Here is a 26556-nt window from a genome sequence, read left to right on the forward strand (position 1 = left end):
AGTTTGCACCTATTTTTTATTCGCGTATTGATAGCTTCTCCAATGGATGATTCACCGCTCATGGCTTCCTCCGCGCTTGCCGATTATTGCGAGGCGATCATCGCCGTTTCCCCCTCCCGCTGGCCGGTGCGCAAGCTGCTGAACCAGTTCGGCCGCTACTACGCGGCCTACATGCTGATCCATAACTATTACGGCTGGCGGGCGGGTGAGCCGGCGCTTCCCACGCTGTCGCGGCTGAAGGGGATCTCGAGCCTCAGCCCCCGCCATACCACCCATTTCGTCGGCATCCTGAAGACCGCCGGCTTCGTCACCTCCGAGCCCGTGGCGGTCGACAGGCGACAGACGATCCTGCGTCCCGAGCCCATGCTGGTGGAGGAAATCGGCCGCTCCATCCTGGCCTTCCTTGCGGTTCACGACCGGCTGGCCGGCACGGCGCATGCGCCCTTTCTGTCTTCCTCGGTGGAACGGATCGGCACGATCATCCACCTGTCCGGCCGGCAGATCCTCGCCGGCGGGGCCGTCATTTCGCCCTTCCCGACGATTGCGGCCATGGCCCATTTCGACAGCGGCTATCCCGTTCTGGTGGCCGTGATGGCGGCGCATTACGCAGGCCAGGCGGGCCGCCTCGCGCCGCCGCTGACGCTCGAGGCGCTGGCCGAACGGTTCCAGGTGTCCAAATCCCACGTCGGAAACGTCTTCTCCTACCTGAGCGAAGCGGATCTCATCGATGTCGGGCGGGGCGCAAGACCGGCGCTTGTCGAGGAGTTCGAGCGCTGGTGCGCGGCCGAGATGAACCATTATGCCCTCCTCGCGACGCGTCTGGCGGAAGGGGAGGGGGGACGCCGCCGCCCGCTGCGGGCCTGAGGCCGGAGGGGGACGCCCCGCCTTCCTGACAAAGGTCAAGTTGCAGCCCGGCCTGCAAGCCCGGGGCAAGTCCGCTGCGGGAGCCTTTGTCCCGGGGATGGACCACGGGGCATATCAATGACACTCACTCTCATCAGGGGCGGGCAGGCGGAAGCCGCCGCGGATACGACGAATGGCGCCATCGGCGCCCATCAGGTCCGGCAGGAAGCGATCCGCCGGCTCCGGCAGGCGGGCTACACCCAGCAGCACATGCGCCGGCTGGTCACCGGGATCTCGATCCCCAAGCCGCTCGAATATTACAAGATGCAGGTCGATTTCGTCGCCGAAAGGCTGGCCGCACTCGATCCCGTGCCGGAGGATTTCGCCTCCGACATCTACTGGCCGGCACCCTGACAGGATCCGGCTCGGGCAAGGCTTGACCGGCATTTTCCGGCCTGCGGGCGCATCTCTTCCCTTGCGCTTTGCCATGCGGCCTCTAAAAGCACCCTCAAGAGGTAACGGAGCGGTGCATGACGGATCTGCAGCCTGTCGTTGACGAGATTTACGAGGCGCTGAAGCCCCGCCTCGGCGAGGGCCGGGTGGCGGATTACATCCCGCAGCTCGCCCATGTGGATCCGAAGAAATTCGGCATGGCCGTGGTGGATGTCGAGGGCCGCGTGTTTCGCGCGGGCGACAGCGACGAGCCCTTCTCGATCCAGAGCATCTCCAAGGTCTTCACCCTCACGCTGGCGCTCGGCAAGCATGGCGAGGCGATCTGGAACCGGGTGGGACGCGAGCCCTCCGGATCCTCCTTCAATTCCATCGTCCAGCTGGAGCACGAGGGCGGTAAGCCGCGCAATCCCTTCATCAATGCCGGCGCCATTGCCGTGAGCGACCTCATCCTTGCCGGCCACACGCCGCGCGAGGCGATCGGGGAAATCGTCCGTTTCGTCCGCTTCCTCGCCGACGACGAGACCATCGCCATCGATCCGGCGGTGGCGCGTTCCGAGCAGGCGACGGGTTTCCGCAATTTCGCGCTTGCCAATTTCATGCGCTCCTTCGGCATCCTCACCCATCCGGTCGAGCATGTGCTGGGGGTCTATTTTCACCAGTGCGCCATCGCCATGACCTGCACGCAGCTTGCCCGTTCCGGCCTCTTCCTGGCAGCCGCGGGGCACAACCCCATCACCGGCCATCTCGTGGTGTCGAAGCAGCGGGCGCGGCGCATCAATGCGCTGATGCTCACCTGCGGCCATTACGACGGCTCGGGCGATTTCGCCTATCGTGTCGGCCTGCCGGGCAAAAGCGGTGTCGGCGGCGGCATCCTCGCGGTCGCCCCGGGCAAGGCGTCCGTGGCGGTCTGGGCGCCCGGGCTCAACGAGAACGGCAATTCGCTCGTCGGATCGCTGGCGCTCGAAATGCTGGCGAACCGCACCGGCTGGTCCGTCTTCGGCCAGTAGCCACCCGCTCCTCCCCCGAAAATCCGCTGGGCGGCACGGCTTGCCGCCGTCCGCCTTCCGGCGGTATCCATGGCAGTCCCGTCCGCGGGGACGCGGCTGCACCTCAAGCCCGTGGAGATGCGCATGATCGAGAATATCGAGGACTTCTTCACGCGCGGCTGTGGCCGCTGCGCGCGTTTCGATACGCCGGACTGTTCCGTCAGGATCTGGAACCCCGGGCTTCTCGCGCTCCGCGAGATCTGTCTCGAGGCGGGGCTGGAGGAAACGGTGCGCTGGGCCCATCCCTGCTACCGCCACGGCGACCGCAACGTGGCGCTGATCGGCGCGCTGCGCGGCGATTTCCGCCTGAACTTCTTCCACGCGGCGCTGATGACCGATCCCGCCGGCATCCTGGAGAAGCAGGGGCCGAATACCCGCCATCCAGACTCGATCCGCTTCACCTCGCTGGAGTCCGTCACCGCGCGCAGGGACACCATCCTCGCTTATCTCCGGGAGGCGAAGGATTATGCGGAAAGGGGCCTGCTTCCGCCGAAGGAACCGGCCGAGATCGAGCTTCCCGAAGAGCTGGTCGATGCGCTCGATGCCGATCCCGACATGGCCGAGGCCTTCCATCGGCTGACGCCCGGGCGGCAGCGAAGCTATGTCATCAATCTCAACGGCGCGAAGAAGGCCGAGACGCGGATCGCCCGCATCGCCGCCTTCCGCAATCAGATCCTCGCCGGAAAGGGCGCGCAGGAGCGCTAGAGGCCTGCCTTGCGGGGGCTTTCTGCCGTCGGCCCGATTATGTCCGATAATGGAACCTTATCGGACATTGTGGAGTTTCCGTTAACCGTGCTGTTTGCACCGCCTCAGGTCGGCAAAACTGCACATGGCTCTCCCGCCTCTTTCTTCGCCACGGCATCTTGAAAGGGCCGTATTCTGCGACAATATAAATAGCAACCTAACTATATGGATGCTAATCATGTCGCTCCGCCAGATCCTGCTCGAGGAAATCACCGCCCTCACGCGGCACATGCGCACCGTTTTCGATGCGCGCGTGCGGGTGCGCGGCCTGACCCTTGCCCGCGCCCGCATCCTCCTCCGGCTGAAGCGCGCCGGGGAGGGGGAGACGCAGAAGCGGCTTGCCGACGCGCTTGACATCGAGGCGCCGACGCTGGTCCGCCTGCTCGACAGCCTGGAGGAGGCCGGTTCCATCGCCCGCATCGCCGTCGAGGGCGACCGCCGCGCCAAGGGCATCGTGCTGACCGAAAGCGGTGAGGCCGAGGCGGATGCGCTGGAAGACACGCTCGACGACTTCAGGAGCGATCTCCTCGCCGGCATCGACGAGAAGGACCTCGACGTCACGCTCCGCGTTATCAGGCAGATGCTCGGCAACCTGGAGACCATGGCGTGACCCCCCTGCCGCGAAAGGACGAATCGCAGGAAGATGAGGCGCTGGCCGGCGGAACGGCCGGCGCTCCCTCCCCGCAGCCGGCGCCGGCCGCTGCCGAGGGCGCGATCGGCGCCCCGCCCGCCGGGGCGGACCGGCCGCAGGCGCTCGTCATGTCGCGAGGGCGGGCGCTTGCCTATATCGGCGCTGCCGTTCTCCTCGGGCTGGCGCAGGGCCTCGGCATGAATGCCATTGCCGCCAACATCAACCAGATCCAGGGCTCCTTCGGCGTCACCGCGACCGAAGCCACCTGGCTGATGGCCGCCTACATGGCGCCCAATGCCAGCCTTTCGCTGATCCTCATCAAGGTGCGCAACCAGTTCGGCCTCAGGCGCTTCGCCGAGATCGGCATCGTGCTCTTCGCCCTCGTCTCCGCGGTTCATCTCTATGTGGACGATTTCCGGACCGCGCTGGTGCTGCGCTTCTTTGCCGGCATGGCGGCCTCGCCGATGTCCTCGCTCGCCTTCCTCTACATGCTCGAGCCCTTCGCGCCCGCCCGGAAGATGACGCTCGGGCTCTGCCTGTCGCTTGCCAACATCGCGATCGCCACGCCGGTTGCGCGGCTCATCTCGCCGCCGCTCCTCGATCTCGGCCAGTGGCATGCGGTCTATACGGTGGAGATGGGCTTTGCGCTCCTGGCGCTGATCGCGGTCTACCGGCTGCCGCTCAGCCCGCAGCCGCGGACCCATGTCATCACCCTTGCCGATATCGTCAGCTACCTGTTCCTGGCGGTCGGCTTCGGCGCGCTTTCCGTAGTGCTGATCGTCGGCCGGCTCTACTGGTGGATGGAGGCGCCCTGGCTCGGCGTGCTGCTGGCGACCGGTCTCCTCAGCCTCTCGGTCTCGGTGATCATCGAGCTGAACCGGGAAGCGCCGCTCATCGACGTGCGCTGGCTCACCAGCGCGCCGATCCTGCATTTTGCCGCGGTGCTGCTCACCTTCCGCATCCTGCTGTCCGAGCAGTCGGCGGGCGCGATCCCCTTCCTCACCCAGCTTGGTGTCGCGCCGGCACAGATCGCGGTTCTCTGGGCCACCATGCTGGTGTCCTCCGTGGTGGCGGGGCTTGCCTGTGCCTTCGTGCTGAAGCCGGGCCGCGAGCCGCTCATCCATCTGGTGGCGCTGGTGATGATCGGAACCGGAGCCCTCCTCGATTCCTTCTCGACCAGCCTCACCCGCCCCGAACAGATGATCGCGAGCCAGATGCTGATTGCGGCGGGCGGCGCGCTCTTCCTGCCGCCGGCCCTGTCTTCCGGCATGATGATGGCGCTGAAGAATGGACCGAACTACATCCTGAGCTTCATCGTCGTCTTTCTCACCACGCAGAATATCGGCGGCCTGATCGGCTCGGCCCTCCTCGGCACCTTCGTGACGGTGCGGGAGAAATTCCATTCCAGCCAGCTGGTGGAGCATCTGACCCTGACCGATCCGCTGGTCGCGCAGCGGATCGGTCAGCTCGGCGGCGCCTATGGCAAGACCATCGGCGACCGGGGGCTCCTCCAGGCCGAAGGGGCGCAGCTTCTCTCCCAGCAGGCCAGCCGCGAGGCCTATGTGCTCGCCTACAACGACCTGTTCCGGCTGATCGCCATTCTCTGCGCGGTGGCGCTGGCGGGACTTCTGCTCGACCTCGCCCTGCGCCGCCTCAGAACCCGACCCTCCGTTTCCAACGATCCGATTGTGCAAAAGCCATGAAACCGCTCTCCCGCCTCGTCGCCTCCCTCATCGCAGCCGCCATTGCCCTTCTGGGCATCGGCCTCATCCTCTTCGCGTGGCACCTGCCGCCCTTCGCCAACCGGCCCGAGATGACGGAGAATGCCTATGTGCGCGGCCAGGTGACGATCCTTTCGCCGCAGGTCTCCGGCTATGTGGCCGAGGTGACCGTGAAGGACTTCGAGCGGGTGAAGGCCGGGCAGGTGCTCTTGAAAATCGACGACCGGATCTACCGCCAGAAGGTCAAGCAGGCGGAGGCCAACCTGAAGGCTCAGGAGGCGCAGATCGCCAGCCTGGAGCAGAAGCGCCGCTCCGCCGAAGCCAAGCTGGAAGCCGGACGGGTGCAGATCACCAGCGCCGAAAGTGCGCTGAAGACCGCCGAAGCCACGCTGGAGCGCAACCGGGGGCTCGCCGCAAAGACGGTGGTTTCGCAAAGCGCGCTGGAGCAGAGCGAGAGCATGGTGGAGCAGGCCCGTGCCGCCCTTGCCGTGGCATCGGCCAGCCAGAAGGTGCTGGAGCAGGATGTGGAGGCGATCGAGGTGTCCCGGCAGGGCTTCGAGGCGGCGGTGGACGGCGCCCGCGCCGCGCTCGAGCTTGCCCGCATCGATCTCGCCAATACCGCGATCACGGCGCCCGCGGACGGGCGGCTTGGCGAGGTCGGGGCCCGAAAGGGCGCCTTTGTCACCATGGGCACGCAGCTGATGGCGGTGGTGCTGGACAAGGTCTGGGTGACGGCCAACTTCAAGGAGACCCAGCTGCCGGACATCCGCGTCGGCCAGCAGGTCACCTTTACGGTGGACGCCCTGGACCACCATGTCTTCCGGGGCCGGATCGAAAGCCTCTCGCCGGCGACCGGCAGCGAGTTTAGCGTGCTGAAGCCCGACAACGCCACCGGCAACTTCACTAAGGTGGCGCAGCGCGTGCCGATCCGCATTGCCATCGAGGAAGGACAGGCCGGCGCCGGCAGGCTGGAACCCGGCATGTCCGTCGTCGTCACGGTGCCGAAGCTCCCCTCCTGAACAAAACCGGCTATCGGGGGTTTAGCTCCGGCAAGCCAACCCACCAGGAAAGACCATGTCCGTCGGATTGATCGCGCTTCTCGATGATATCGCAGCCCTCGCAAAACTCACCGCCGCCTCGCTCGACGATGTCGCAGCCCAGGCCTTGCGCACCAGCGTCAAGGCGGCCGGGGTCGTCATCGACGACACCGCGGTGACGCCGCGCTATGTGGTGGGGCTTGCCCCGCAGCGCGAACTGCCGATCATCGGCAAGATCGCCGCGGGGTCGCTGCGCAACAAGCTTCTGGTGCTCTTGCCGCTCTGCCTTCTCCTGGAGCGCTTTGCGCCGTTTCTCGTCACGCCCCTGCTGATGATCGGCGGGCTCTATCTCTGCTACGAGGGCGCCGAGAAGCTGATGGAGGCGCTGGGGGCGGCGGACGAGCACGAAGACGGCGCGGACGGCGAGCCGACAAGCCCCGACGATCTGGAGAAGCGCACGGTTTCCGGCGCGATCCGCACGGATTTCATCCTGTCCGCGGAAATCATGACGCTGTCGCTTGCCAGCATCGAGCTGACATCGCTCCTGTCCCAGGCGCTGGTGCTCGCTCTCGTCGGCGTCGTCATCACCGCCGGCGTGTATGGGGCCGTCGCGCTGATCGTGAAGGCCGACGACATCGGCCTTGCCATGGCGCGGGGCGCGACGGGCCTGCGCCGCCGCTTCGGCTGCTGGCTGGTGCGCAGCGTCCCGGTTTTTCTCGATGCGCTGGCCGTTCTCGGCACGGCGGCGATGCTGTGGGTCGGCGGCAACATTCTGGTTCACGGGCTGGCGAGCTGGGGCCTCGGTGCGCCCGAACACCTGATCGAAGGCGTCGGCGAGCATGCAGCCAGCCTCTTCGGCCTCTTTCCGGAGGCCGTCCGCTGGCTGTCCACCGCGCTGGTGGACATGGTCATCGGCACCCTCGTCGGCGGCCTCCTCGTCCTGCTGCTGCGGCTCGTTCTGGCGACCGGGCTTTTTTCCGCGCGCGGCGCGTCCCGCTGACGGGACCCACTCCCGGGAACGGGCGCCGCCCCCCGGCGTTTCTATCCGTCACGCGGCGACCGGAAGGAGAACGGGCATGGACAAGGACAAGCAGGCGCAGGAAGCCATCGAGGAAACGGCAGTGCCGGCCAAGAAGGCGGATAGCCCGCCGGCAGGACCCCATGCGGAGGAAAAGCTCACAGACGGCATGAAGACGCCGGGCACGGGGCTCCTGCCCGACAAGGACGACGGCGGCGACGTTTCCGCCGCCTCGGGTTGAGCCACCCGCTGAAACGGGATGAGAACAAGAAGGGGCGCCCGGAGCGCCCCTTTTTGCTGTTCCGATCCCGCCGCGGTCAGAGCCGGTCGGCGGTGCTGTCCATCCAGGCGCGGTGACGTTCCTCGTCATGCAGGGCCTTTTCGAAGAAGGCGCGGGATTTCGGGATGGCGTCCCGATGGCGCGCCGCGCGCTCGTAGGCGGTGACCGTATCGTCCTCGTTGGTCTTCATGGCCTTGAGGATGGCGGCATCGCCCATCAGGTCGGCAAGCGCGATCTTGCCGGTGGTGAGCATCTGCTTCATGTCGCCCTCGGTGGGAGCCTCGGTGCCGATTTCGCGCGCCATCTCGTTCAGCACCTGCAGGTGCTGGAGGTGATCCTCGCGGAAGCGGGCGATCTGGCTGGAGAGCTCGGGGCTGTCGAGCCTTTCGATGCAGGACTCGTAAGCCGCAATCGCATCATGTTCGAGATAGATGAGATTGGTGACGAGATCGTTGATGCTGGATTCGTTTCCGACCATGGTAACCATGATGTTTCCTGTCCTTCCGGTTGTTTCGCGGTGGGAAAACCGGCGAGACGCGCGGATGTTCCGCTCCAGCGGCCGGTGCCCGGCCCGTCGATCCGCAGCCCGGTGCGCGAGGGGCGAGGGAACTTTGTCGGCCTCCCGCGATTATCGGTACGGCACGCTGCAGATGGCAGCCGCTCACCAGCACCGGGAGATTTCCTATGACCGATTATCCAACCACAAGCGGAGACGGGCAGAACCGAGGCGCTTCCGCGTCGCAGACCGACTCCGGCACACACAGCGAGCGACAGGCCTCGGGCCTCGGCAGCCTCCAGGAGAAGGCGGCCCAGGATTTCAGCGAGATCCGCGAGGCGGCCAAGAACCAGGCAAGCCAGGCGCTCGACAAGTCCGCCGAGATGGCGGCCGAGAAGAAGAACTATGTGGCCGAACAACTTTCCGGCGTTGCCGAAGCCCTCGAGAAGGTGGGCGGCGAGATGAAGGATGGCGAATACGGCATGATCGGGCGCTACGCCCGCGATCTCGGCGGCAGCGCCCGGCGGCTCGCGACCGATCTGAAGAACCGCGACATGAGCGAGGTGGTGTCAATGGCCGAGAACTTCGGCCGGCGCCAGCCGGTGGCCTTCCTCGGCCTTGCCGCGCTTGCGGGCCTTGCCGCAAGCCGCTTCGTCACCGCTTCCGCCCATCGCCACGGTTCGCACGGCACGGCCCGCACCGGCGCGGGCGCCATGACCTCCGCCAATCCGATGGCGGGCCGGGCAAACGAATTCGCCTCCGGTTCCGGCGCCACCAACCCCTCGAACCCGGCCCCCCAGGCCTCCCATTCGACGACCGGCCAGTCCTCCGTAGGCCAGTCTTCCGGGATGCAGGCCGGCGGTAGCCAGTCGGGCATGGGTCAAACGGGCGCGGGTCAGGCGGGTGCCAGCCGCAGTTCCGGGCTGCCCGGCGGTCCCTCGCCCTTCTCGCAGGATGCCTCGCGTTCCGGCTCCGGCGCCGATCAGGGCACGTCCCGTCCGGCCGGCGGCATGGAGGCGACGGGCATCGGCGGCACGGGCCTCGGTACCTCGCGCGACCGTCCGTCGAGCAGCACCGACACGCCGACGCTCAGCCCCTCCGGCCCCAACCCCCATCCGGCGGGCCGGGTCTCCATCGGCGAGACTTCGGTCGGCCAGTCCTCCGTGAGCCCCGCCTCGCCGCAGGGCCAGTCCAACCGTCCCAACAACTCCAGCAATGAGGGCCGTTCCCATGTCTAGCAGCGATAACCGTCCCCTCGGAGAACTGGTCTCCGGCCTGGTCGGCGATCTCTCCAGCCTCTTCCGCAAGGAAATAGACCTGGCCAAGCGCGAGGCATCCGAAAAGTTCACCTTCGCCATGGGCGGGGTGGAAATGCTGGTCGCCGGCATGGTGCTGGCGATCGGGGCCATCGGCGTGCTGCTTTCGGCGCTCGTCAGCGGCCTGGCCGCCTTCCTCGTCGCACAGGGAATGTCCGAGCCCGGCGCCAATGCGCTGGCCGCGGTCATCGTCGGCGTGGTGGTCGCGGGCGTTGCCTGGATGTCCATGTCGCGCGGCCTTTCCATCCTGCGCGGAACAGACCTTTCGCTCGACCGGACCGGCCGCTCGCTGCGCCGTGATGCCGAGGTCGTCAAGGAGAAACTGTCATGAGTTACGATTACGAAAAATCCTCCGCCGACATCGAGCGCGAGATCGAGAACGACCGGGAGCGGATCGGCGAGAAGCTGTCCGCCATCCAGGACAAGCTGACCCCCGGGCAGCTGATCGACGAGGCGCTCGGCTACCTGCGCTCGAGCGGCGGTGCCGAATATATCGGCAATCTCGGCTCCTCGATGAAATCCAATCCGGTGCCGGTGGCACTCATGGGCATCAGCCTTGCGTGGCTGATGGCCGGCAACGGGTCGGGCAACGGCTCCTCCGCGAGCACGGGCACCAACCGGGCAAGCATCGCGACCTCGGACTATCCGCTCGCGACCGTCAGCGGCGAGGTGCGCCGCACCGGCCCGCCGCGCATGGAGAACGGCAACCACTATTCCGACTTCGTGGACACGACGGGCAAGCGCTTCCGGGCGCTGACCGACAAGTCGGGCCGCCGCGCCGGCGACTTCATGGATGAGGCAGGCGGCGTGTTCCGCGGCTTTGCCGACAGCACCGGGCGCCGCATCACCGAGTTCCGCGACGAAACGGGATCGCTGATCGACGACGCGCTCGGCTGGGCCGCCGATACCTGGGCCGCCGCACGCGAAAGCGCCGGCGGCGTGGTGGACAGCGTCACCCGCAGCCTGTCGGGCATGGGCTCGTCCATCGGCTCCGGTTCCTCCTCGGCCATGTCGGGCGTCCAGGATCAGGCCAGCCGCCTCAACGACATGATCCTGCGCAACTTCCGCGACCAGCCGCTGGTGGCGGGCGCACTGGCCTTTGCCGCCGGTGCGGCCATCGGTGCGGCCCTTCCCCATACGGAGCGCGAGGACGAGCTGATGGGCGAGGCCGCCGACCAGCTGAAGAACGATCTCGGCGAGCGCTCGGCCGATCTCATGGATCAGGGCAAGAAGATGGCCGGGGATGTCTACGAGAAGGCCGTGACCATGGCCGACGAGCTGCATGACACCGCCCGCGAGCGGATCATCGAGGAAAGCCGCAACTTCCGCGAACCGTCCCGGGACGGCGCGGGCCGCGGCGCCGGCGCCGGTCTCTGAGACGGGTCACCCGAACGGAAAACCGCCCCCTTCCGGGGCGGTTTTCGCGTGTCTGCGGCACCGGTTCAGAGGGAGCGGCGACCGGCGCCTCGATGTGGCGGCAGGACTGTCCTGATGATGGAAAGGGCGCGCTTGCCGATGCCGGGAACGGCGAGAAGCTCCGCGTCGCTCAGCGTGTCCAGCAGGCTCATCCGCTTGATCCCGCCGGCCCTCAGGGCACGGATGATCCAGGCGGGCAGGGGGCTTCGGATCACCAGATCGCTTTCACGCCGTGCCGGTTTCGGGTCTTCCGCGCTCTGTCCTGCCGGCATGATGGAGACGATCCTCTGTTCCTCGCCTCAAAACCGCCGGAAGGCGGAGCGGTTCCCGCCCGGACGGAAAATGCCGGTCTGCCGCGCCCGGTTCAGCGGGCGGCGGCGTAGATGCGGTCGATGGCGGCGGACACGGCCGCGAGCCCCTCGGCGGACGGGTCGAAGCCCTTGCTGCGTGCCAGTCTCGCCGCCCAGGCGGCAATCGCCTTTCCGCCCCAGTCTTCCGGCGGGCGGGCAAGCGCCTCGCGGCGGGTGCCGTGGAAGCGCTCGGTGACGAAATCGTAGAAGGACCCGTCGACATTGCGCATCGCCGCGCCGCCGCCGGTGCCATAGACGCTCGCCTCGATGACGGCGTCCCGGCCGGCCTGCAACCGCCAGGAACAGGCAATGCGGATCACCGGCCCCGAGCGGGGGGTGAGCGTCGCGACGGCAAAGTCCTCGACGGCCTCCATGCCCGCAACAAGCGGTTCTCCGCCCGCCGACAGATGGCTGTCCACATGGGCGATCTCGGGAAAATCCAGGAGCCAGAGCGCGAGATCGACGAGATGCACGCCGAGATCCATCACCGCTCCACCGCCGGAAAGCGCCCGGTCGTAGAACCACGGCTTGTCCGGGCCATAGGCATTGTGAAAGGTGAGATCGAGGGCAAGGAGGGTGCCGAGCGCACCGCTTCGGACGAGTTCGCGGATGGCCTCCATGCCTGCCGTATGGCGATAGGAGAAGTCGACGCCGAGCAGCCGGTCGGCCCGGCGTGCCGCCTCGATCACGGCCCGGGCCTCGGCCTCGCTGCGCCCGAGCGGCTTCTGGCAGAAGACGGCGATGCCGGCCTCCAGCGCCGCAATAGCCTGCTCCGCATGCTGGGCGCTCGGGGTGGCGATCACCAGCCCGTCGGGTCTTTCGGCAATCAGCGCGTCGAGGGAGGAGTGCACCCGCGCCCCGGGCGCGATGCGGGCGGCCTCCTCCAGCGCTTCCGGGGAGGCATCGGCAAGGGCGACGGCCTCCGCGAGACCGGCCTCGAGCAGCGACTTCATCCGGTGGCGGCCGATCCAGCCGACGCCCAGAAAGGCAAGGCGCGGGAGGGCCGGATCCGCCGGCGCGGCAGGGCGCGCGGCGGGGGCGGTTCGCAGAAGATCGTTCATGGCGCGATCACCAGTGCCTTGAGGAAGCCGTCGGGGCGGTCGCGCGTGGCATCGAGCGCCTCGCCCAGCCCGGAGAGCGGATAGGTATGGGTGAAGAGCGGGCGCGGATCGAGCCGGCCCTCGGCGACGGCGGCCACCGCCTCGCGGATGCCGCTGACATAGACGGCCGGATCCCGCTCATGGGCATTGATCACGTCGAGGCCGCGCCAGTTCCAGAGCTGCATGTTCACCTGCCGCGGCCCGTCCTGGTGATAGCCGGCAATCACCAGCCGGCCGCGCTCCTTCGTGAGCTCGCCGGCAAGGTCGATCGGCCACTGCTTGCCGACCGCCTCGATGACGCAATCGCAGAAGGCGCCGCCGGTCAGGCCGCGCACCGCCTCGATGATCTGCCAGTGGTCCTCCATTGGAATGGTCACCGCCGCACCCATCCGGCTCGCCACTTCCAGCGAATAGGGGCGTCGGGAAATCGCGATCACCCTTGCCCCCGCCGAGGCGGCGAGACGGGTGAGAAGCGCGCCGAGAAAGCCGATGCCGACGATCGCGACCGTCTGGCCGGCCCGGATTTCCGAGCGGCGGAAGATGTTCATGGCGCAGCCGAGCGGCTCTCCCGGAAAGGGCATGCCGTCGAGCGCGGCGGGGAGGGGAACGACCATGGACTGGTCGGCGATGTCATGGGTGGCATAGGCGTGATAGCTGAGCGCGGCAACGCGGTCGCCGACCGAGAGCCCCTCGACGCCCGGCCCGACCGCCGCGATGACGCCCCAGCCCTCGTGTCCGAGCCCGCCGGGTTCGGTCGGAAAGGTCATCCAGTCCGGCCCCGCCCAGGGGCCGAGATTGGACGCGCAGACGCCCGAGCCTTCCAGCCGGATCAGCACCTGCCCATCGCCGGGTTCCGGCAGGGGATGGTGCTCCACCCGCATCTCGCCCGCGCCCGTCACCACCGCAGCCGCCATCTCTCCGGCCACGGTTCCTGGCATCATCGTCATCCCGTGCGCTCCCTTGTGCAGGGGCTTTTCGGGCCGGGTCGGGCGCCGCCTGCATCCTGAAATGTGCCTTGTTCCGACCGCCGGCCACGGGGGCTTGAACCGGCAAGCGGACAAATGGTTCCGCCGGGGGCGGTAGAAGATGAAGAAGATGCTCGCCTGCGCCGGCGGATGTCATTGATGAAGTCATTGATGAGGAACCATTTGAGCCGTGAGCGGTTCAACCTTCCTCAGGGGGCCGATTAATCCAACTTCGAGAGCGCTATGTCAAAGATTTTGGTTACCGGCGGGTGTGGTTTTATTGGAAGGCATGTCACGGAAGAACTGGTCGGGAAGGGATATGAGGTCCGAATACTGGACGCCCTGATCGATCAGGTTCACGCGGATGGCGAGATTGCCATCCCGGAGGGAGTGGAGCTCCTGAGGGGGGATGTCAGGGATCGGGAGGCCGTTCGCGAGGCGCTCGACGGCGTCGATGCGGTCATCCACCTGGCCGCGGAAGTCGGCGTCGGCCAGTCCATGTACGAGATCGCCCGCTATGTGGGCGGCAACGATCTCGGCACCGCCGTCCTCATCGAGGCGATGATCGGCCTGCCGATCCGCCGCATCGTCGTCGCCTCCTCCATGAGCGTCTATGGCGAGGGTCTCTACCAGGGACCCGACGGCACGCGGTTCAACCGTATCCGCCGCCGGCCCGAATGGGTCCGCGCGGGGCAGTGGGAGCCGAGAGGCCCGAACGGCGAGGCGCTCCAGCCCGTCGCCACCGACGAGGAAAAGCTCGTCGATCTCGCCTCCATCTATGCCCTCACCAAATATGCGCAGGAACGGCAGGTCCTCATTTTCGGCGAGGCCTACGAGGTGGAAGCGGTGGCGCTGCGCCTGTTCAACGTCTTCGGCGCCGGCCAGGCGCTCTCCAACCCCTATACCGGCGTGCTTGCGAACTTCGCCGCGCGCCTCGCCAACGGCCAGCCGCCGACCATCTTCGAGGACGGCGAGCAGCGGCGCGATTTCGTCCATGTGCGGGACGTGGCGCTCGCCTTCCGCCTCGCGCTGGAACAGCCGCAGGCACGCGGTCACGTCATCAATATCGGCAGCGGCCAGAGCTATTCGGTCTCGGATGTCGCCGTGATGCTGGCCGAGGCGATGGGCGTTCCCGACATCGCGCCCGAGATCCTCGGCAAGGCCCGTTCGGGCGACATCAGGAACTGCTTCGCCGACATTTCCAAGGCCCGCGAGCTTCTGGGCTTCGAGCCGCGCTACCGGCTGGAGCAGTCGCTCGGGCCCTTCGTGGAATGGGTGCGCGGCACGGCCGCGGTCGACCGCGGCGCCGAGATGCGGCGCCAGCTGGAAGAGCGGGGTCTGGTATCATGAAAACACCGGCAAGCGGAGACAAGGCGGCGGGTGCCGCACGCCCCTACGGGTTCGTGGAATGGTTCCGTCCCGGCGAGAGGGAGCGGACGCTGGAGGTCCTGCCGGACATCCTCGCCAGCGGGGCGAGCTACCTGCGCACCCATCTGTCCTGGGCAGAATATCTGGCGCCGGGCGGCGAGGCCTGGTTCGACTGGCTGATACCCGAGCTCGGCCGGGCCATCGATCTTCTGCCCTGCATCCATTACACGCCCCCGTCCCTGTCGCGCACGGGGCGCGCCTCCGGCCCGCCCGTCGACCTGAAGTCCTATGCGGATTTCGTCGATCACGTCCTCACCCGCTACGGCCGGCACTTCCGCCACATCGAGCTCTGGAACGAGCCGAACAACCTGCTCGACTGGGACTGGCGGGTGGATACCGACTTCCTGATGTTCAGCGAGATGGTGGGCGGCGCGGCCTACTGGGCCGGGAAGCGCGGCTTCAGGCCCGTGCTCGGCGGCCCTTGCCCCTTCGATCCCCACTGGCTCAACCTGATGGGCGAGCGCGGCGTGCTCGGCGTCGTCGATGCGGTGGGCTTCCATGGCTTTCCCGGCACCTGGGACAGCGAGGCCGGCACCTGGGGCGGCTGGGACATGCATCTCGGCGAGATGCGCGCGATCATCGACCGCTTCAACCCGCAAGCCGAGATCTGGATCACCGAAACCGGCTATTCCACCTGGCGGCAGGACGAGCTCGAGCAGGCGCGCCGCTTTGCGCAGGCACTGCAGGTGCCGGCGGACCGCATGTACTGGTATTCCTGGCGGGACGTGCCGCCGGATGTGCCGGTGCAGGAGGGCCTCTGGTTCGATCCCCGGCATTATCACCTGGGGGCAGTCACCCATGAGGGCCAGCCGAAGCTTCTCGCCCGCCTGCTGACGGAAGGCGGAGTGGAGCGGCTGAAGGCGGTGACCGAACTCGCCGTTCCCCATCTTGCCAAGGCGGCCGCGCCGATCCTCGTGACCGGCGGCAGCGGCTTCATAGGCTCCAACCTGGCCGACAGCCTGCTTCGCGATGGCGAGGAGGTCATCGTCCTCGACAATCTCGGCCGTCCCGGCGTCGACCAGAACCTTGCCTGGCTGACGGAACGGCATGGAGACCGGGTGCATCCGGTGCTTGCCGATGTCAGGGATTACCACGGCATGGAAGCCGCCTTCGCCGATGCAAGGGCGGTGTTCCACTTCGCCGCGCAGACGGCGGTGACGACGAGCCTCAGCCATCCGATGGACGATTTCGAGGCCAATGCCCGCGGCACGATCAACGTGCTGGAGGCGGTGCGCAAGGCGGGGCGCCGCGCGCCCGTGATCTTCGCCAGCACCAACAAGGTCTATGGCGCGCTCGAGGACCTGAAGATGATCGAGCTCGACGACCGCTACATTCCCTCCGACGAGGCGATCCGGGCGAGCGGCATCGGCGAGGACCGGCCGCTCAGCTTCTGCACGCCCTAAGGCTGCTCCAAGGGCGTCGCCGACCAGTATGTGCTGGATTACGCCAAATCCTTCGGAATTCCGACGGCGGTGCTGCGCATGAGCTGCATCTACGGCCCGCGCCAGTTCGGCACCGAGGATCAGGGCTGGGTCGCGCATTTCCTCATCCGCGCGCTCGCCGGCGAGGCGATCTCCATCTATGGCGACGGCAAGCAGGTGCGCGACGTGCTGCATGTGGACGATGCGGTGGCCGCCTATCGCACCGTGCTGGGTTCGATCGAGCGGGTGAAGGGCGAGGTGTTCAATCTCGGCGGCGGACCGCACAATGCCGTCAGCGTGCTCGGCGTTCTGCGCGAGATCGAGAAGCTCACCCGCAGGCCGCTCGAGACCTCCTTCGGCGAATGGCGGGCGGGCGACCAGTTTTATTTCGTCGCCGATACCGGCAAGCTCGAGCGTTCGCTCGGCTGGCGGGCCCAGATGCGCTGGCGCGACGGCTTGCGCAACCTCGCCGAATGGCTGGTCGAGCATCGCTTCGGCGGCGAACCGGTTTTGGCCAAGCGCCAGAGGATAACCGCCTGATGGCCGGCGGCCGGCACGACCGGGGACGGCTGATCCTGATGACCGTGGATGCGGTGGGCGGCGTCTGGCGCCACGCGATGGATCTCGCCGCCGGGTTGCGCGCCTGTCGGAAAGCCCGCATCCTCTTCGTCGGTCTCGGGCCGGAACCCGCGCCTGACAAGGTGGCGGAAGCGGAGGCGATCGGCCGGCTCCTCTGGCTCGACCTGCCGCTCGACTGGATGGCCGGGGATGCCGGGGCCCTTCTGCCCGTGCCGGAGCGGATCGCCTCAATCGCCCGTTCCGAAGGCGCGGATATCGTCCATCTCAACCTGCCTTCCCAGGCAGCCGGCCTCAGCCTGCCGGTTCCTGTCGTCACCGTCTCCCATTCCTGCGTCGTCACCTGGTTTGCGGGCGTGCGCGGTCATGGGCTCCCGGATCACTGGGCGTGGCAGGAGCGGCTGAACCGGGCGGGCTTCGACTGCTCCGATGCCGTGCTGGCTCCGAGCCGCAGCCATGCGGCGATGCTGAAGGCGGCCTATGGCCCGATCCCCCATCTCGCGGTGGTGCTGAACGGCAGCGCCTGCCCGGAACGGCATCCGCCGAAGGACGAGATCGTCTTTTCCGCCGGGCGCTGGTGGGACGACGGCAAGAACGGCGCCGTGCTCGACCGCGCCGCCCCGCAGATGGTCTGGCCGCTGCATGTGGCGGGCGCCACGCTGGGGCCGAACGGGCAGGCCCTCGCCTTCTCCCATGCCCGGCACCTCGGCGAACTGTCCCATCGCCGGACCATGGCGGAGATGGAACGGGCGGGGATCGTCGTCTCCCCCTCGACCTACGAGCCCTTCGGCCTTGCGGCACTCGAGGCGGCACGGGCGGGCGCGGCGCTCGTCCTCTCCGACATCCCGACCTATCGCGAGCTCTGGGACGGGGCGGCGCTCTTTGCCGATCCCGCCGATCCGGGGGCCTTCGCACTTGCCGTCAACCGGCTCGCGGAAAGCGAAGCGCTCCGGACCGATCTTGCCCGTGCGGCCCGCCTGCGCGCCCGGCGCTACACGGTGGATGCCCAGGCCGAAGCCGTCAGCCGCCTTCACGACCGCCTTCTCGGCATCACGACCACGCAGACCGCAGCGGAGTAGCCATGCGTTTTCTCTTCTATACCCATTCCCTCGTCTCCGACTGGAACCACGGCAATGCGCATTTCCTGCGCGGCATCATGCGCGACCTGCTGCGGCGCGGCCATCGGGCGGAGGCCCTCGAGCCCGCGGATTCCTGGAGCCGCGAGAATCTGGAGCGCGACCAGGGCGCGGCGGCGGTGGAGGGTTTTCACCGCGCTTTTCCCGATCTCGTCAGCCGCCGCTACGGCCCGGACTTCGACCATGAGGCGGCGCTCGATCAGGCGGATGTGGTGATCGTCCACGAATGGACGGACCCCGCACTCGTGGCCCGCATCGGCCGGGCGCGGCGGAACGGCGGGCGCTTTTCGCTTCTCTTCCACGACACCCACCACCGGGCCGTCTCCGCCGAGGGCGACATCGCCGGGCTGACGCTCGAGGATTATGATGCGGTTCTTGCCTTCGGCGAGACGCTGCGCGAGCGCTATCTCGCGGCCGGCTGGGGCAGCCATGTCTTCACCTGGCACGAGGCGGCCGACGACGCCCTCTTCCATCCGATGCCGGAGGTGGAGAAGGAGGGCGATCTCGTCTGGATCGGGAACTGGGGCGATGACGAGCGCTCCGCCGAAATCCTCGAATTTCTCGTCCGGCCGGCCCGCGCCCTGAAGCTCCGCACCGCGGTGAGGGGGGTGCGCTACCCCGCCCATGCGCTGCAGGCACTGGACGAGGCGGGCATCGCCCATGGCGGATGGATCGCCAATGCGGAGGTGCCGCGGGCCTTTGCCCGCCACCGGGTCACCATGCACATTCCGCGCCGGCCCTATGTGGAGGCGCTTCCCGGCATCCCGACCATCCGGGTCTTCGAGGCGCTGGCCTCGGGCATACCGCTGGTATCGGCGCCGTGGAACGATGCCGAACATCTCTTCCGCCCGGGCACGGATTATCTCGTGGCGCGCGACGGCGCGGAGATGGAACGCTGCCTTTCCGCGATCCTCGCCGACCGCGATCTCGCCGAAGGCCTGTCGGCTGCGGGTCTGGAGACGATCCGGGCGCGGCATACCTGCCGCCACCGGGTGGACGAGCTGATGGCGGTGCTCGCCGCGCGGGGCACGTTCGATGTCAGGGAGAAACTTGCGCCGAAGGAGGCCGCGGAATGAAGATCGCCTTTTACGGATCGAGCATCGTCTCGGCTTACTGGAACGGTGCCGCCACCTATTACCGGGGGCTGCTGCGGGCCCTTGCCGCGCGCGGACACGACATCACCTTCTACGAGCCCGACGTCTACGACCGCCAGAAGAACCGCGACATCGATCCGCCGGAATGGTGCAAGGTGGTGGTCTATGACGGCACCCTCGAGGCGCTGCGGCAGGCCGCCGCCCGGGCCGGCGAGGCGGATGTGGTGGTGAAGGCGAGCGGCGTCGGCTTCGAGGACGACCGGCTGCTGTCCGAGGTCATGGGCGCGGCCCGGCCGGAGGCGCTGAAGATCTTCTGGGACGTGGACGCCCCGGCGACCCTTGCCGACCTGAAGGCCGCGCCGGACCATCCGCTGAGGCTTGCCCTTCCCCGCCTCGACATGGTGCTGACCTATGGCGGCGGCGATCCCGTCGTCAGCGCCTACCGGGCGCTCGGCGCGCGCGACTGCATCCCCGTCTACAACGCGCTCGATCCGGAAACGCATTTTCCGGTCGCCTCCGATCCGCGCTTCGTCGCCGATCTCGGCTTCCTCGGCAACCGCCTGCCGGACCGGGAAGCGCGCGTCGAGCAGTTCTTCCTCGAGCCGGCGGCGAAGAGCCCGAACCAGGCCTTTCTTCTCGGCGGCTCCGGCTGGGACGGCAAGCCGATGGCGGGGAACGTGCGCTCGCTCGGCCATGTCTCGACCCGCGACCACAACGCCTTCAACGTCTCGCCCAAGGCCGTCCTCAACATCTCCCGCGAAAGCATGGCGGAGAACGGCTTTTCGCCCGCCACCCGCGTCTTCGAGGCGGCGGGTGCGGGTGCCTGCCTGATCACCGACCACTGGGAGGGGATCGACCTTTTCCTGAAGCCCGACGAGGAGGTGCTGGTCGCCCGCGACGGGCAGGATGTCGCCGAGATCATCGGCCGGCTCGACCGGCAGCGGGCCTGGGAGATCGGCCGTAAGGCGCTTGCCCGCGTGCTTGCCGAGCACACCTACGATCATCGCGCGGAGGCCGTCGACCGGCTGCTGCGCACCCACGGGCCCTCGCGGGTGGAGGCGGCGGAATGACCGGAAGCCTCGACATCGTCATCTTCGGCCTCTCGCTCTCCTCCTCCTGGGGGAACGGCCACGCCACCACCTTCCGCGCTCTCCTTCGCGGCCTTGCCGCCGAAGGTCACCGGGTGCTGTTCCTCGAAAGGGACGTGCCGTGGTATGCGGCCCACCGCGACCTGCCGGAGCCGGATTTCTGCGCCTTCTCGCTCTACCGCGAGCTGGATTCGGTTCTCGGGGACCACCGCGAGCGGATTCTTCGCGCCGATGCCGTGATCGTCGGGTCCTATGTGCCCGACGGCGTGGCGCTCATCGACCGGCTGGCGGCGCTCGGTCCCCGGCGGCTCTGCTTCTACGATATCGACACGCCCGTCACGCTGGCACGGCTGGAGCGCGGCGAGGAGGAATTCCTCGCGCGCCGGCAGATCCCGCTCTTCGACGCCTATTTCTCCTTTTCCGGCGGCGCGGTGCTGGACAGGCTGGAGGCGCGGTTCGGGGCAAGGAAAGCCCTGCCGCTCTATTGCTCGGTGGATGCGGCGCGCTACCGTCCGACGGGGGATCCACTGCGATGGGACCTCGGCTATCTCGGCACCTACAGTCCCGACCGCCAGCCGACGCTGGAGCGGCTCCTCATCGAGCCCGCGCGGCGCCTGCCGCACCGGCGCTTCGTGGTGGCCGGGCCGCAATATCCCGGCGACATCGACTGGCCGGCCAATGTGGAGCGGATCGAGCATCTCGGCCCCGCCGATCATCCGGCCTTCTACAGCCGCCAGCGCTTTACCCTCAACGTCACCCGGGCCGACATGATCGCCGCCGGCTGGTCGCCCAGCGTCCGTCTCTTCGAGGCGGCGGCCTGCGGCACGCCGATCGTCAGCGATGCCTGGCGCGGGCTGGACGACCTGCTGCCCAATGGCGAGGCGCTGATCATCGCCCGCGACGGCGATGACGTGATCCGCGCGCTGGAGACGCTCGACGATGCCGCGCTGGAGCGATGGCGCAAGCGGCGCGGGCCCGGGTGATGGCCGCCCATACGGGCGATGCCCGCGCCCGCGAACTGGCGGGCGCCCTCGGGCTGCTCGCCGAAAGGCGGCCGGAAGCGGCGCTGGCGCGCGCCATGGGAGAGTGAGAATGGACAGGACGGCAGGCAGCAGCACGGAAGAACTCGCCCGGCGGATCAGGGAGCTCGGCCCCTGGTTTCACAATCTGGAGATCGGCGGCGTGCAGACCGCGCCCGATCACTTCCTCGGCGATTATCCCGCCTTCAAGTGGGAAGGCTTCCGCCATGTGGTCCCGGAGGATCTCGAAGGCCGCAGCGTGCTCGACATCGGCTGCAATGCGGGCTTCTATGCGCTGGAAATGAAGCGGCGCAATGCCGGCCGGGTGGTCGGCATCGATGCGGACCCGCATTATCTGCGGCAGGCGCACTTCGCCGCGGAGGCGGCCGGCCTCGACATCGAGTTTCGCCAGATGTCGGTCTACGAGGTGCCGAAGCTCGGCGAACGGTTCGACCTCGTGATCTTCATGGGCGTGCTCTATCACCTGCGCCATCCGCTTCTGGCGCTCGATCTCATCCACGAGCACGTCGCCGGCGACCTGATGCTGTTCCAGTGCCTGCAGCGCGGCGACGAGCGCATACCCCCACTCGAAGAGGACTATCCCTTCTCGGAATGGGCGGTCTTCGACCGGCCCGATTATCCGAAGCTCTTCTTCGTCGAGGAGCGCTATGCCTCGGATCCGACCAACTGGTTCATCCCGAACAAGGCGGCGATCGAGGCGATGCTGCGCAGCGCCGGCTTTGCGATTCTGGAGCACCCGGAGCGCGAGGTCTATCTCTGCCGGCGCGGCGAGCGGCATTACGCGGTGGAGACGGTTCCGGGGCTTGGCGGCTAGAGCAGCCAGAAGACCGTGGCCCCGACCAGGATGTAGAGAACGATCACCGCCAGCAGGCGCGGCATGCCCGCGGCCGTGTTGGTCGAACCGCCGATGAGGTAGTACCAGTCCGTGTTCATCCGCCGTCTCCCAGAAGTTTACGGACGTAAACCGGTGGGCGTCGCCGGCGGTTCCCCTAAAAACGGCGGTGGAACCGGTGCGGGGGGCTGCCGGTTCTCCGTCACCCCGAAACCGGAGATGCGAGATGCAGCCTTCGCCGCGCAAGCCCCCGACCACCACGCTCGGCCGGCTCGACCGCAACATCGAGGCGCTTCTGGAGCGCCGCCAGCAGGAGGCGGACAACGCCTCGCTCGAGGACCGGATCGCCCGCACCATCACCCGCTTTGCCGGGTCCATGGCCTTCGTCTACATCCATGCGGTCATCTTCGGCCTCTGGATCCTGACCAATACCGGCGTTCTTCCGGTTCTGCCCGCTTTCGATCCGTCGCTGGTCATTCTTGCCATGGTGGCCTCGGTGGAGGCGATCTTCATCTCCACCTTCGTGATGATCAGCCAGAACCGCATGGCGGAGGTGGACGACAAGCGCGCCGACCTCAACCTGCAGATCTCCCTGCTGGCCGAGCACGAGACGACGGAGCTTCTCAACCTCGTGTCCGCGATGGCCGAGAAGCTCGGGGTCGAGGTGGAGGCCCGCGCCGAGATCGAGGAACTGAAGCAGGACGTGAAGCCGGAACAGGTGCTCGATGCGATGGAGACCCGCAGCCGCGACGAGGATTAGGCGCCGCTTGCCGGGCCCTCTTCAAGGAGCGCGCGCGTCCGCTCGTCCGGTCCGCCGAACCATCGTCCGAGGGCGTCGGCAAAGAGCGATCCGCCCCCTGCGGCCGCAAAGAGCGTCAGGCTGGAGCGCAGCTTCAGGGCATCGACGGAGCCGAAGACGAGATCCGCATCCGGCCTGTCGAGGGCCGCAAGCGCCGCGACGCATTCCCTCAGCCGTGCCCCGAGCAGGGGATGGCCGAGATAGGCGCGCGCCTCCCCGAGGGAGCGGATGGCATAGTGACGGGCCGTTGCACTGTGGCCGAGGCCGGCAAGCTGGGGGAAGACGAACCACATCCAGTGGGTCTCCTTCCGCCCGCGGCGGATTTCGGCGAGCGCGGTTTCGTACGTGCCGGCCTGCGCCTCGATGAAGCGTCTGAGATCGAAGGGATCGCTCATCCCGTCAGCCTAGCAGCTGCTGCGTGCATCCTCAACCATTCCGCGCAAGATCCATGCCGGCCATGGTTTCTGCAATCGCGGCGAGTTCGTCACCCAGCGGATTGGTCTTGCGCCAGACCATGCCTATCGTGCGCGAAGGCCGCGGCTCGGGCAGCCGCGCGACCGCCACCGATGCGGACCGGGTTTCCATGGGCACGGCGATGTCGGGGATCAGCGTGACGCCGATATCGGCGCCGACCATCTGCACCAGCGTCGTCAGCGAACTGCCTTCGATGAGGTCGCGCGAGGGGGTCGGCGCAATCTTGCAGAAGGCAATGGCCTGCTCGCGGAAGCAGTGCCCCTCCTCGAGCAGCAGCAGACGCCTGTCCTGGAGTTCCTCGAGGCCGGGAACCGGGGCCCCGGCCTCCCGGATGGGCCGCACCAGCACGAATTCCTCCTCGAACAGGCTTTTCTCGGCAAAGCTCGCCTCGGCAACCGGCAGCGCGACGATGGCCGCATCCAGCCGGCCGTCGGCCAGGTCCGCGAGAAGCTTGCGGGTGACGGCTTCCCGGGGACGGATGTCGAGCCCCCCGTAGATTTCGCCGAGCCCCATGATGAGACGGGGCAGGAGATAGGGCGCAACCGTCGGGATCACGCCGATGCGGAACTGCCCGGTAAAGGGCCGGCGCGAGGCGCGGGAGAGATCGTCGAGCTCGTCCACCGCCTGCAGGATGTCGCGCACGCGGGCGGCAAAGCGTTCGCCGAGCGGGGTGAGCCGGATCTGCCTTGCGCTGCGCTCCACCAGACGCGCGCCGATCAGCGCCTCGAGTTCCTTGATCTGCACGGAAAGCGCCGGCTGGGACACGGAACAATCGGCCGCGGCGCGTCCGAAATGCCCGTGCCGCGCCAGCGCGTCGAAATAGCGCATGTGCTTCATCGAAAGGTTGTTCATAATCAAAACCTATCGCGCCATTAAGAAAATGCAATTTTATTTTATGGAACCAATGGCCTACAAGGCCTTCATCCGTCTGTCGCCGGGGCGTGCCATGGCTGACGGACCGGCAGCAATGCAGCAATACAAGGAGGGAATCCCATGAACGAACACGCGAAGATCGTTGGCAAGTGTCCGGTGGCGCATGGTGGCCACACGACGCGTCAGGCCAGCAACACCGACTGGTGGCCGAACGCGCTGAACCTGGATATCCTGCACCAGCACGACACCAAGACCAATCCGCTCGGCCCGAACTTCAACTACCGCGAAGAGCTGAAGAAGCTCGACGTCGATGCGCTGAAGGCCGACCTGCGCGCGCTGATGACCGACAGCCAGGACTGGTGGCCGGCCGACTGGGGTCACTATGGCGGCCTGATGATCCGCATGGCCTGGCACTCCGCCGGCTCCTACCGCCTGGCCGACGGCCGTGGCGGCGGCGGCACCGGCAACCAGCGCTTCGCACCGCTGAATTCCTGGCCTGACAACGTCAGCCTCGACAAGGCCCGCCGCCTGCTGTGGCCGATCAAGAAGAAGTACGGCAACCGGATCAGCTGGGCCGACCTGATGATCCTTGCCGGCAACATCGCCTATGAAAGCATGGGCCTGAAGACCTTCGGCTTCGGCTTCGGCCGCGAGGACATCTGGCATCCGGAAAAGGACGTCTACTGGGGCGCCGAGAAGGAATGGCTGGCCCCGAGCGATGGCCGCTACGGCAATGTCGAAGATCCCAAGACCATGGAAAACCCGCTGGCCGCCGTCCAGATGGGCCTGATCTACGTCAACCCGGAAGGCGTGAACGGCAAGCCGGACCCGCTGAAGACCGCCGCGCAGATCCGCGAGACCTTCGCCCGCATGGCGATGAACGACGAGGAAACCGTGGCGCTGACGGCCGGTGGCCATACCGTCGGCAAGGCGCATGGCAATGGCGATGCGAGCCTCATCGGCCCCGATCCGGAATCCGCCGACGTGACCGAGCAGGGCATGGGCTGGGCCAACCCCAACAAGTCGGGCAAGGGCCGCTACACCGTGACCTCGGGCATCGAGGGCGCCTGGACCACGCATCCGACCCGCTGGGACAACGGCTATTTCCAGATGCTGTTCAACCATGAATGGGAGCTGCGCAAGAGCCCGGCCGGTGCCTGACAGTGGGAGCCGGTCAGCATCCGGGAAGAGGACAAGCCGGTCGACGTGGAAGACCCCTCGATCCGCTACAACCCGATGATGACCGATGCCGACATGGCCATGCGCGTCGACCCGATCTATCGCGAGATCTCGCTGCGCTTCATGAACGACCAGGCGTATTTCTCGGAAGTCTTCGCCCGCGCCTGGTTCAAGCTGACCCACCGCGACATGGGCCCGAAGGCCCGCTATGTCGGCCCCGACGTGCCGGCAGAAGACCTGATCTGGCAGGACCCGGTTCCCGCCGGCCGCAGGGATTACGACGTCGATGCCGTCAAGGCGAAGATCGCCGCAAGCGGCCTCAGCCTCACCGACATGATCAACACCGCCTGGGACAGCGCCCGCACCTATCGCGGTTCGGACATGCGCGGCGGCGCCAATGGCGCGCGCATCCGCCTCGCTCCGCAGAAGGACTGGGTCGGCAACGAGCCGGAGCGTCTCGCCCGCGTGCTCTCGGTGCTCGAGAAGATCGCCGCCGAATCCGGCATCAGCATTGCCGACACCATCGTGCTCGCCGGCAATGTGGGCCTCGAGCAGGCCATCAAGGCCGCCGGTTTCGACGTGAAGGTGCCCTTCCTCCCCGGCCGCGGCGACGCGACCGACGAGCAGACCGATGCGGAAAGCTTCTCCGTGCTGGAGCCGCTGCATGACGGCTACCGCAACTGGCTGAAGCAGGACTACGTCGTCAGCCCCGAGGAGCTGATGCTCGACCGCACCCAGCTGATGGGTCTCACCGCTCACGAAATGACCGCACTCGTCGGCGGCATGCGCGTGCTCGGCACCAATCACGGCGGAACGAAGCACGGCGTCTTCACCGATCGCGTCGGCGCGCTCACCACGGACTTCTTCGTCAACCTCACCGACATGGCCAACAGCTGGCACGCCGCGGGCGACGGTCTCTACGAGATCCGCGACCGCAAGACCGGCGCCGTCAAGTGGACCGCGACGCGCATCGACCTGGTGTTCGGTTCGAACTCCGTCCTGCGCGCCTATGCGGAAGTCTATGCCCAGGACGACGCGAAGGAAAAGTTCGTGCACGACTTCGTCGCCGCCTGGACCAAGGTGATGAACGCAGACCGTTTCGACGTCTGATCGCCGGGACAGAAACACGAGAGCCCGCTCCGCCTTCAAGGGCGGGGCGGGCTTTTTTCATGGCCGGTGCGGACGGGCGGGAGCCCGCCG

25 protein-coding genes and 3 pseudogenes are annotated in these 26556 nt (G+C 67.5%); 21 read left to right on the top strand and 7 right to left on the bottom strand.

Annotated elements, in window-relative coordinates:
- The first annotated feature begins 42 nt into the window (after window positions 1-42).
- The 9 genes from GGR23_RS16415 (at window position 43) to GGR23_RS16455 (ending at window position 7734) form a co-directional block, all read left to right on the top strand.
- Entirely contained in the window at window positions 43-864 is an 822-nt protein-coding gene (locus GGR23_RS16415; protein WP_183367397.1) for a helix-turn-helix domain-containing protein, read from the top strand.
- A 117-nt stretch (window positions 865-981) separates the two neighbouring features.
- Window positions 982-1257, top strand: coding sequence for a hypothetical protein (locus tag GGR23_RS16420; RefSeq protein WP_183367398.1), 276 nt, complete (start codon window positions 982-984; stop codon window positions 1255-1257).
- Between the two features lie 116 nt (window positions 1258-1373).
- Window positions 1374-2303 carry a glutaminase gene (locus GGR23_RS16425; RefSeq protein ID WP_183367399.1) on the top strand — a complete coding sequence of 310 codons (930 nt, stop codon included), beginning with the start codon at window positions 1374-1376 and terminating at the stop codon, window positions 2301-2303.
- 69 nt (window positions 2304-2372) lie between these two features.
- Window positions 2373-3047, top strand: coding sequence for a YdeI/OmpD-associated family protein (locus GGR23_RS16430; protein WP_343066695.1), 675 nt, complete (start codon window positions 2373-2375; stop codon window positions 3045-3047).
- A gap of 217 nt (window positions 3048-3264) precedes the next feature.
- Window positions 3265-3696 (top strand): MarR family winged helix-turn-helix transcriptional regulator, encoded by a 432-nt coding sequence (locus tag GGR23_RS16435; RefSeq protein ID WP_183367400.1) that lies wholly within the window; start codon window positions 3265-3267, stop codon window positions 3694-3696.
- A gap of 149 nt (window positions 3697-3845) precedes the next feature.
- A complete protein-coding gene (locus GGR23_RS16440; RefSeq protein ID WP_183367447.1) occupies window positions 3846-5420 on the top strand; it encodes an MFS transporter in 1575 nt (524 codons plus the stop codon).
- Window positions 5417-6457 carry an HlyD family secretion protein gene (locus tag GGR23_RS16445; protein WP_183367401.1) on the top strand — a complete coding sequence of 347 codons (1041 nt, stop codon included), beginning with the start codon at window positions 5417-5419 and terminating at the stop codon, window positions 6455-6457. Before GGR23_RS16440 ends, GGR23_RS16445 begins: the two co-directional genes overlap by 4 nt.
- Window positions 6458-6512: 55 nt before the next feature.
- On the top strand, window positions 6513-7475 hold the full coding sequence (locus tag GGR23_RS16450; protein ID WP_183367402.1) for a DUF808 domain-containing protein: 963 nt from the start codon (window positions 6513-6515) through the stop codon (window positions 7473-7475).
- 76 nt (window positions 7476-7551) lie between these two features.
- Window positions 7552-7734 (top strand): hypothetical protein, encoded by a 183-nt coding sequence (locus GGR23_RS16455; RefSeq protein WP_183367403.1) that lies wholly within the window; start codon window positions 7552-7554, stop codon window positions 7732-7734.
- 76 nt (window positions 7735-7810) lie between these two features.
- On the opposite strand, the gene GGR23_RS16460 is transcribed toward GGR23_RS16455, so the two are convergent.
- On the bottom strand, window positions 7811-8260 hold the full coding sequence (locus GGR23_RS16460; protein ID WP_183367404.1) for a DUF892 family protein: 450 nt from the start codon (window positions 8258-8260) through the stop codon (window positions 7811-7813).
- Window positions 8261-8457: 197 nt separating this feature from the next.
- On the opposite strand from GGR23_RS16460, the gene GGR23_RS16465 reads away from it, so the two are divergent.
- The 3 genes from GGR23_RS16465 to GGR23_RS16475 are packed head-to-tail and all read left to right on the top strand — an operon-like array spanning window position 8458 to window position 10962.
- Window positions 8458-9507: a hypothetical protein gene (locus GGR23_RS16465; protein WP_183367405.1), complete on the top strand. Its 1050-nt coding sequence runs from the start codon at window positions 8458-8460 to the stop codon at window positions 9505-9507.
- Window positions 9500-9916: a phage holin family protein gene (locus tag GGR23_RS16470; protein WP_183367406.1), complete on the top strand. Its 417-nt coding sequence runs from the start codon at window positions 9500-9502 to the stop codon at window positions 9914-9916. Before GGR23_RS16465 ends, GGR23_RS16470 begins: the two co-directional genes overlap by 8 nt.
- Window positions 9913-10962, top strand: coding sequence for a DUF3618 domain-containing protein (locus tag GGR23_RS16475; protein WP_183367407.1), 1050 nt, complete (start codon window positions 9913-9915; stop codon window positions 10960-10962). The genes GGR23_RS16470 and GGR23_RS16475 overlap by 4 nt, the downstream gene beginning before the upstream one ends.
- A gap of 65 nt (window positions 10963-11027) precedes the next feature.
- Here GGR23_RS16475 and GGR23_RS16480 read toward each other — a convergent pair whose 3' ends face one another.
- The 3 genes from GGR23_RS16480 to GGR23_RS16490 form a co-directional block, all read right to left on the bottom strand.
- Complete coding sequence (locus GGR23_RS16480; RefSeq protein WP_246365654.1) at window positions 11028-11273, bottom strand: helix-hairpin-helix domain-containing protein; 246 nt, start codon at window positions 11271-11273, stop codon at window positions 11028-11030.
- Window positions 11274-11365: 92 nt separating this feature from the next.
- Window positions 11366-12412, bottom strand: coding sequence for a Gfo/Idh/MocA family protein (locus GGR23_RS16485; RefSeq protein WP_183367408.1), 1047 nt, complete (start codon window positions 12410-12412; stop codon window positions 11366-11368).
- The gene (locus GGR23_RS16490; RefSeq protein ID WP_210296997.1) at window positions 12409-13398 is read right to left on the bottom strand and encodes an MDR/zinc-dependent alcohol dehydrogenase-like family protein; all 990 of its coding nucleotides are present in this window, start codon (window positions 13396-13398) and stop codon (window positions 12409-12411) included. Before GGR23_RS16490 ends, GGR23_RS16485 begins: the two co-directional genes overlap by 4 nt.
- Window positions 13399-13659: 261 nt before the next feature.
- On the opposite strand from GGR23_RS16490, the gene GGR23_RS16495 reads away from it, so the two are divergent.
- The 7 genes and pseudogenes from GGR23_RS16495 to GGR23_RS16525 all read left to right on the top strand — a co-directional run bounded on the left by GGR23_RS16495 (window position 13660) and on the right by GGR23_RS16525 (window position 22013).
- Window positions 13660-14766 (top strand): NAD-dependent epimerase/dehydratase family protein, encoded by a 1107-nt coding sequence (locus GGR23_RS16495; RefSeq protein ID WP_183367409.1) that lies wholly within the window; start codon window positions 13660-13662, stop codon window positions 14764-14766.
- Window positions 14763-16805, top strand: a pseudogene (locus GGR23_RS16500) (NAD-dependent epimerase/dehydratase family protein). Before GGR23_RS16495 ends, GGR23_RS16500 begins: the two are co-directional and overlap by 4 nt.
- Window positions 16805-17920 carry a glycosyltransferase family 4 protein gene (locus tag GGR23_RS16505; protein ID WP_343066696.1) on the top strand — a complete coding sequence of 372 codons (1116 nt, stop codon included), beginning with the start codon at window positions 16805-16807 and terminating at the stop codon, window positions 17918-17920. Before GGR23_RS16500 ends, GGR23_RS16505 begins: the two are co-directional and overlap by 1 nt.
- A 2-nt stretch (window positions 17921-17922) precedes the next feature.
- Window positions 17923-19053: a CgeB family protein gene (locus GGR23_RS16510; RefSeq protein WP_183367410.1), complete on the top strand. Its 1131-nt coding sequence runs from the start codon at window positions 17923-17925 to the stop codon at window positions 19051-19053.
- Window positions 19050-20141 carry a CgeB family protein gene (locus GGR23_RS16515; protein ID WP_183367411.1) on the top strand — a complete coding sequence of 364 codons (1092 nt, stop codon included), beginning with the start codon at window positions 19050-19052 and terminating at the stop codon, window positions 20139-20141. The genes GGR23_RS16510 and GGR23_RS16515 overlap by 4 nt, the downstream gene beginning before the upstream one ends.
- A pseudogene (locus GGR23_RS16520) lies at window positions 20138-21249 on the top strand (CgeB family protein). Before GGR23_RS16515 ends, GGR23_RS16520 begins: the two are co-directional and overlap by 4 nt.
- A 2-nt stretch (window positions 21250-21251) precedes the next feature.
- Window positions 21252-22013, top strand: a complete 762-nt coding sequence (locus GGR23_RS16525) for a TIGR04290 family methyltransferase (protein WP_183367412.1) — start codon at window positions 21252-21254, stop codon at window positions 22011-22013.
- Here the strand turns inward: GGR23_RS16525 and GGR23_RS23480 are convergent.
- Entirely contained in the window at window positions 22010-22132 is a 123-nt protein-coding gene (locus GGR23_RS23480; RefSeq protein WP_281375749.1) for a hypothetical protein, read from the bottom strand. The two genes, GGR23_RS16525 and GGR23_RS23480, sit on opposite strands and share 4 nt — an antisense overlap.
- Before the next feature lie 125 nt (window positions 22133-22257).
- Between GGR23_RS23480 and GGR23_RS16530 the strand changes: the two genes are divergently transcribed.
- The gene (locus tag GGR23_RS16530; RefSeq protein WP_183367413.1) at window positions 22258-22791 is read left to right on the top strand and encodes a DUF1003 domain-containing protein; all 534 of its coding nucleotides are present in this window, start codon (window positions 22258-22260) and stop codon (window positions 22789-22791) included.
- Here GGR23_RS16530 and GGR23_RS16535 read toward each other — a convergent pair.
- Window positions 22788-23225: a DUF1810 domain-containing protein gene (locus GGR23_RS16535; protein WP_183367414.1), complete on the bottom strand. Its 438-nt coding sequence runs from the start codon at window positions 23223-23225 to the stop codon at window positions 22788-22790. The genes GGR23_RS16530 and GGR23_RS16535 overlap by 4 nt on opposite strands.
- A gap of 31 nt (window positions 23226-23256) precedes the next feature.
- The gene (locus tag GGR23_RS16540) at window positions 23257-24156 is read right to left on the bottom strand and encodes a hydrogen peroxide-inducible genes activator (RefSeq protein WP_183367415.1); all 900 of its coding nucleotides are present in this window, start codon (window positions 24154-24156) and stop codon (window positions 23257-23259) included.
- Window positions 24157-24297: 141 nt separating this feature from the next.
- Between GGR23_RS16540 and katG the strand changes: the two are divergent.
- A pseudogene (katG, locus tag GGR23_RS16545) lies at window positions 24298-26466 on the top strand (catalase/peroxidase HPI).
- The last annotated feature ends 90 nt before the right edge of the window (window positions 26467-26556 follow it).

It is taken from the genome of Gellertiella hungarica (assembly GCF_014197145.1).
In the GTDB taxonomy this organism is placed as follows: Bacteria; Pseudomonadota; Alphaproteobacteria; order Rhizobiales; family Rhizobiaceae; genus Gellertiella; species Gellertiella hungarica.